At 62.9% G+C, this 5,845-nt stretch carries 4 protein-coding genes; all 4 read right to left on the bottom strand.

The genetic code is table 11. The annotated features are described in order from the left end of the window. Positions 1-240, bottom strand: a 240-nt coding sequence (locus tag ACYVDE_RS12935) for a 4'-phosphopantetheinyl transferase superfamily protein (RefSeq protein ID WP_460501959.1), incomplete at its 3' end; no start/stop codon positions are given. A gap of 112 nt (positions 241-352) precedes the next feature. Continuing rightward, positions 353-2,017, bottom strand: coding sequence for a C45 family peptidase (locus ACYVDE_RS12930; protein ID WP_460501958.1), 1,665 nt, complete (start codon positions 2,015-2,017; stop codon positions 353-355). Continuing rightward, complete coding sequence (locus ACYVDE_RS12925) at positions 2,001-3,527, bottom strand: phytoene desaturase family protein (protein ID WP_460501957.1); 1,527 nt, start codon at positions 3,525-3,527, stop codon at positions 2,001-2,003. The genes ACYVDE_RS12930 and ACYVDE_RS12925 overlap by 17 nt, the downstream gene beginning before the upstream one ends. 137 nt (positions 3,528-3,664) lie before the next feature. Further along, positions 3,665-5,845, bottom strand: a 2,181-nt coding sequence (locus ACYVDE_RS12920; protein ID WP_460501956.1) for a 1-acyl-sn-glycerol-3-phosphate acyltransferase, incomplete at its 5' end; no start/stop codon positions are given.

Genomic DNA, 5,845 nt, shown 5'->3' with positions numbered 1-5,845 from the left:
GTCGTGCGCTACGGCGGCCTCGTGCAGGTCAAAGCTGGCGGCCAGGCCCAGGCCCAAGGCTTTCAGCAGGGCTTCTTTGGCGGCGAAGCGGGCGGCGTAGTGCTGGGCCGGCTCGGCCATTTGCTCGCAGTAGGCAATTTCGGCCGGCGCGAATACTTTGGCGCGCAGCGCGGAGCTGCGCGCCAGCTTGGTGGCCAGGCGGGCTGGGTCAACTAGGTCGGTGCCGAGGCCGAGTATCATGGGACGGGTTGGAAGAACGTCATGCAGAGCGCAGCTGAGGCATCTCGCTCACTTCGTTGAACGATTGAATTACTGCGGCACGCGAGATGCTTCGCTGCGCTCTGCATGACGGTTAAGCTCCTTTCAGCTTCTCGGCGCACTTGGCCAGCTGCTGGCGAATGTGCGTTTCCTCTCCTTTGGAGGCAATTTCTTTGGTGAGGCCCAGCTTGTACACCCGTTCGGCCTCGCCAAATTTCTGGTCGTGGAACAGGGCATCGCCGGCCAGCACGTAGGCGTGGTAGTACTCGGGGTTGAGGCGAATGAGTTCCAGCGGGTCGGCCGCGGCATCGTGCGCTTTTACGCGGGCGGCCAGGGCGCGGAAGGCTACGAAATCGGTGTAGCCCGCCGAATGGAGGAAGGGCGCGGCCGGAATCGAGTCAGCTTCCACCAACTCGTGGTCGGTGAACGGGCCCTTCATCGCGAAGACCTTGTTGAGGTCGTAGGCCACGTAGCGGCCCAACTGCCAGGGTGCAGCCGCCAGCCAGATGATGCGCTTGGCCGGCTGGAAAATCACGGAGTGGTGGCAGATAAGCTGGTTCACAGCCTTCTCGTTGCCGTTGCCAATGTTGCGGCCGCCCAAGCCGCCCTGGTCGCGCAGAATGGCGGCGGCCTTGGCCGGCGTAAGCGGCCCGGCACCGGCCATCAGCTCGGCAATGCGCTGCTCGCGGTACACCGAGGCGCTTTCGCGCATTTGCTGCTGGTTGAGCGGGGTGTGGCCGAGGCCGGCGCTCTGGTAGTGATTGGTGCAGATAAGGGCGCGGTTGTTGGGGTCGTACACGGCCACCGAGTCGGGCGTTTTTTCGATAACAACGGCCTTGTTGTCGGCCGCCGAGCCGATGAGCAGCGACTCGGCCACGAAGGTGTGGCGCTTCTTGGCGATGGCCACGGCTTCGTCGATGGTGCCGGCGTATTGCAGAATCTCGCGGGCCAGCAGCGAAATGGGGGTGGCCGCGCCCGTGGGCAGCTCCGACTTGGCCGCGTTCAGCGTGATGGTCAGGCCTTCCATGTTCATGCCCGACACTACACCCGAAATGCCGCACCAGCTCACCGTGGCGAAGCGGTGGCCCTGGGCGGGCGTCACGAAGTCAACGATTTTATTATCAGCGAATTTGTCGCCGGCGTAGAAGTCGAAGTTGCGGCCAATCAGCAGCTGGCCGTCGGCCGATTTGTCGCCCCAGGTGGCAAACGACGAGCAGCCCACCAGCGCCAGGTTTTGCAGGGCGTGGCCGATGTCGTGGGCCGCGTGGTAGTTCATCAGGCGCGGGTAGGCCGGGCCGATTTCGTCGAACTTGGGGTAGGCCGTCTGGGCCACGCCGTAGATTTCGAGGCGCTGCTCCTCGGTCAGGCTGTTTTCGAGGTTGCGGTTGAAAAAGGCAATGAGGTACTTGAGAAACTGGCGGTAGAACGACGACGGCACCAGCTGGCATACCTGGTCGAAAAACGCCTGTTCCTGGTACTCGCACAGCTCGCGGCACAGCTTGCCGTTCACGAGGCCGCGCTCGAAGGGCTGGCCTTCGAGGTGCATTTCCCACCAGCCGCTGCGGCTTTTGCGCAGCCAGTTGGGGCCCAGCACGTAGGCCTGCGGGCCAATCTGGCGGCGCTCGACGTGCAGCAGCGCGGTGGGCGGCACTTCGGGATGCCGGCTCGCGGCCCGCGAATACAGATAGAGGCCGGTACCCACCAGCAGCGCCAGCACCGTCAGGGTGCCCACGGTCAGCCATTTAAGAATTCTGCGCATCGTTGATTTTCTGTAAAAGATACGGCAGCCCCACCAGTTCGGAGCACGTAACGAGGGCGCTGATGGCCACGCCCAGCACGCCGTGCATGTTCACGTTCTGGCCCGTAAGCAGCAGGTTGCTGAGCTTGGTGCGGTGCGAAATGAAGCTGCGCAGCGGGTCGGTGTAGTCCTTAGCGATGCCGTAGATGGCCCCGTCGGAAGTGCCCATGTAGTCGCGGAAAGTGAGCGGCGTGGCCGCGTAGTAGCTCCTTATGGCGTCGCGCAGCTCCGGAAAGCGCAGGTACACCTTGTCGAGCAGGGCCTCGGCCTTGCGCTGCTTGAACGCGGCGTAGCCGTCGCCGCGCTCGGTGGGCTCCTTAGCGGTATTGAAGGTGTGCTGCCACTCGGCCACGTCTTCCAGCCGCATGTAGGCCAGAATGGAGATGCCCTCGGCGTAGCCCTGGTTCTTCGAGGTACCCGAAAAAAACACCGAGTAGGAGAGGGGCCAGGTGGCGTCGGTGTAGTCCATGCTGGTCCACACGTCGTCGTTCAGGTAGCAGTAGTAGTTGCTGCGCTCGTAAGGGAAAGCATTAGGCTTGAGCGTGATATTCAGTACAAACGCCGAGAGCGAGTTTTCGAGGCTGAGCACGCGGCGGCGGAAAGCCGGGCGCACCAGGTCGGTTTCGAGCATGGCGTAGGTCTGGGCCGGGTGCACGTTCGAGATGAACACGTCGGCCGCGTAGCGGGTGCCGTCGGCGGTTTCCACGTACTGCGCCTGCTTGCCCTCGGCCACGATGCGCGTGACTTCGGTGCGGTTTTTCAGCTGGCCGCCGTGCTGGCGGATAATGCCGGCCAGGAACTTGGCAATCTGCCCGCCGCCGTCCACGATGCGATAGGCGCTCTGAATGTAGCTGTTGAGCACCAGCGCGTGCACGTAGAGCGGCGTCTTATTTTTGAGGCCGGCATAGAGCGGGTTGTTGCCGCCCAGCACGTTTTGCAGCGTGCGGTTCTCAGTGAGCGAGGCAATGAACTGCTGAGTGTCGCGGGCCAGCGCGTCGACGCCGGTGGGCGGCCCCTGTTCCTGCTCGTCCAGATTATACAGCGGAAACTCGGCGCAAATGCGCTGAATCTCGGTGCAATACGCCTCGATGGCCGGCCGCTCGTCCGGGAAATCGGCCACCAGCCCTTCGATGAAATTGGGGTAGCCCTGCCCGTAGCGGAAGGTGCGCGGGTCGTCGGCCAACACAATCTTATCGAAAGCCCGCTCATCGAGCTTTTCCAGCTTCAGGCGGCCCATAATGCCCAGGTACTGGAAAATCCGGTACATGTTCTGGCCCGGCTCTAGCCCGCCGATGTAGTGCACGCCCGAGTCGAAAAGGTGCTTGTCGCGGGCGAAGGATTGCAGGTTGCCGCCGTGCTGCTTGTTGCGCTCCAGCACGGTCACGGCGTAGCCTTCCATGCTCAGGATGGCCCCGCACACGAGCCCGCCCAGGCCGCTGCCAATGATTACGACGGTTTTGGGGTCTGGCATTTAGGGAGTTTTGAATGCGGTAGAGACACAACATGTTGCGTCTCGTCGTTGCTGATGTTGTTTAGCTGTTTGTGCGAAAGGCGCGGTTCCGGTCGTTCAACGCCGAGACGCAACATGTTGCGTCTCTACCCCGGCCATCATGCCCGCTTCGTGCACACAAATATCAGGTTAGAAGTGTAGCGCGTCTGGTCGAGCATGCGCACGTCGAAGCTGTTGCGGGCCGCGAAATCGATAATGACCTGCTGCGAGAGGAAGGACAGCCCGCCCTCCGCCGTTTTGTTGAACTGACAAAACCGGGTCGAAAACCATTCCGTGAGCACGGTGCCGCGGTGCCGTTCGGCCAGCTCCGTGAAACCGTCGCGCACCACGAGCACGCCGTTGTCGGAGAGGCTGGCGGCGCACTTTTGCAGTAGCGCCACCTGCTCGGCGGGTTGCAGGTAGTGCAGCACGTCGCTGAGAATAATGGCCTCCTGCGGGCCGAACTCGGCGGTGCGGGCATCAGCGGGGGCGAAGGCGATGTTGGGGCCGTTCACGTAGCCGTGGGCGGCTACGGCGGTTTTCTCCTCGTCGAAGTCGAGGCCGCGTACGGTGCGGGTTTTGGCGGTCAGGGCCAGCATGTTGGCCATGAAGCCGTAGCCGCAGCCCACGTCCAGAATGCGGCCCTGATACGGCAGCAGCTCGTCGAATACACGGTAGCTGTTTTCCATGCGCACCTTCACTTTGGCGTACCACTCCAGCACGGGGCCTTTGTAGAGATAGTTGCCAATGAGGCGGTTGTGGAAGTAGCCCGGGCTTTCGGCCACCGCCGCCAGCCGTTCATACTCGGCCCGGAAGTAACGGCTGATGCCCTTGGTGCGCGCCGCGTAGCCGATACCGAAGCGGGCGTCGTCGGGCGCGATGCGAGGCAGGAATTTCAGCGTCATCTGTCCGTCGTTCAGATAGAAGCGGTTTTTGCGCATGGTTTCGCCGCTGCCGTGGATGAGCACGGGCAGGATGTCGAGCCCCAGCTGCTCGGCCAGGTAAAACGCGCCCTTGTGGAAGCGCCCGATGCGGCCGTCGGCCGAGCGAGTACCCTCGGGGAAGATGACGATGGAGTAGCCCGCCGCCACCTGCGTCCGCAGACTGGGCATGATTTCCGCGGCCCCTTGCGCGGCGGGGTAGTAGCCGGCCATGCGCACTACCGCCCCGAAAAACGGCGAGTTCCAGACCCAGTCATTCGTCAGCAGCACCAGCTTGGGCGTCTGCATCACCAGCAGCAGAATGTCGAGAAACGACTGGTGGTTGGCGATAACCACGGCCGGCCGGCGGAAATCCTCGCCGGTTTCGTTGATGAAAATCTTGCGCACGTTGCGCATCACCTTGATGAGCGAGCCCGTGAACCGGCTTAGCAGCCAGTGGTAGAACAGTTTCTTGCGGGCCCGGGGCAGCGGCAGCAGCTTCAGCAGTAGGCCCGCCACGTTCAGCAGCAGCGCGCCGAGCACGAAGTAGGCAAACGCGAACGTCGACTTGGCCAGCCCCCACAGCGTGTAGGGCCCCAGCCCGCGCGCCGCCGGCCGGCTGATGGCCCAGTGAAACAGGTAGGGCTGCAAGGTTTGCGACACCAGCCACACGCTCAGAATGCCGATAATCGACACGAAAGCCATGGAGCGCAGGGCCGGGTGATGGGCAAAAAACAGCGTGCCCAGCCCAATCACCGTCGTCACGGCCGAGAGTAGGATGGACAGGCTGGTGGTGCCGGCTTCGCGCGCGCCGGTGGCGTACTGATGCTGCATGCCATCCATGGTGAAGATGCAGTAGTCGTCGCCCAGCGCAAACACCAGCGTGGAGAGAATGATGTTGATAATGTTGAACTTGAGGCCCAGCAGCGCCATCAAACCCAGAATCCAAATCCAGGCCACCACCATCGGAATGAAGGCAATGAGGGCCAGCTCGATGCGCCCGTAGGAGAGCAGCAGGGCCGCGAACACCAGCAGCGAAGTCCAGAACGCGATGAAGGTGAATTCCTGGTTCACGATTTTGACGAGCGTATTGGTGAGGTACTGGCGGTCGAAAATGACGACGCCGGGAAAGTGGCCCAGCTGCCGGTACAGGCTGGCCGAGTGGCCGGACGTGGTAGTGAGCAGGCTCAGCACCGTGGTCTGGCCGGGCTTTTCCTCAATCAAGTTGTTCAGGAAAGCATTGCGTAACGTGGTTTCGTCGGTGGCCGACAGCGGCCCGTAGTCCTTGCCCACCAGCTCGCGGAAGGGCTCGAAGGCCGTGGCCGAAAACCGGTATTGGGCGCCCGCCGCCGTCAGCCGGGCCAGCACGGCGGCCTGGCG

The organism is Hymenobacter agri (assembly GCF_054778495.1).
This window is presented reverse-complemented; position numbering and strand designations above follow the sequence as displayed.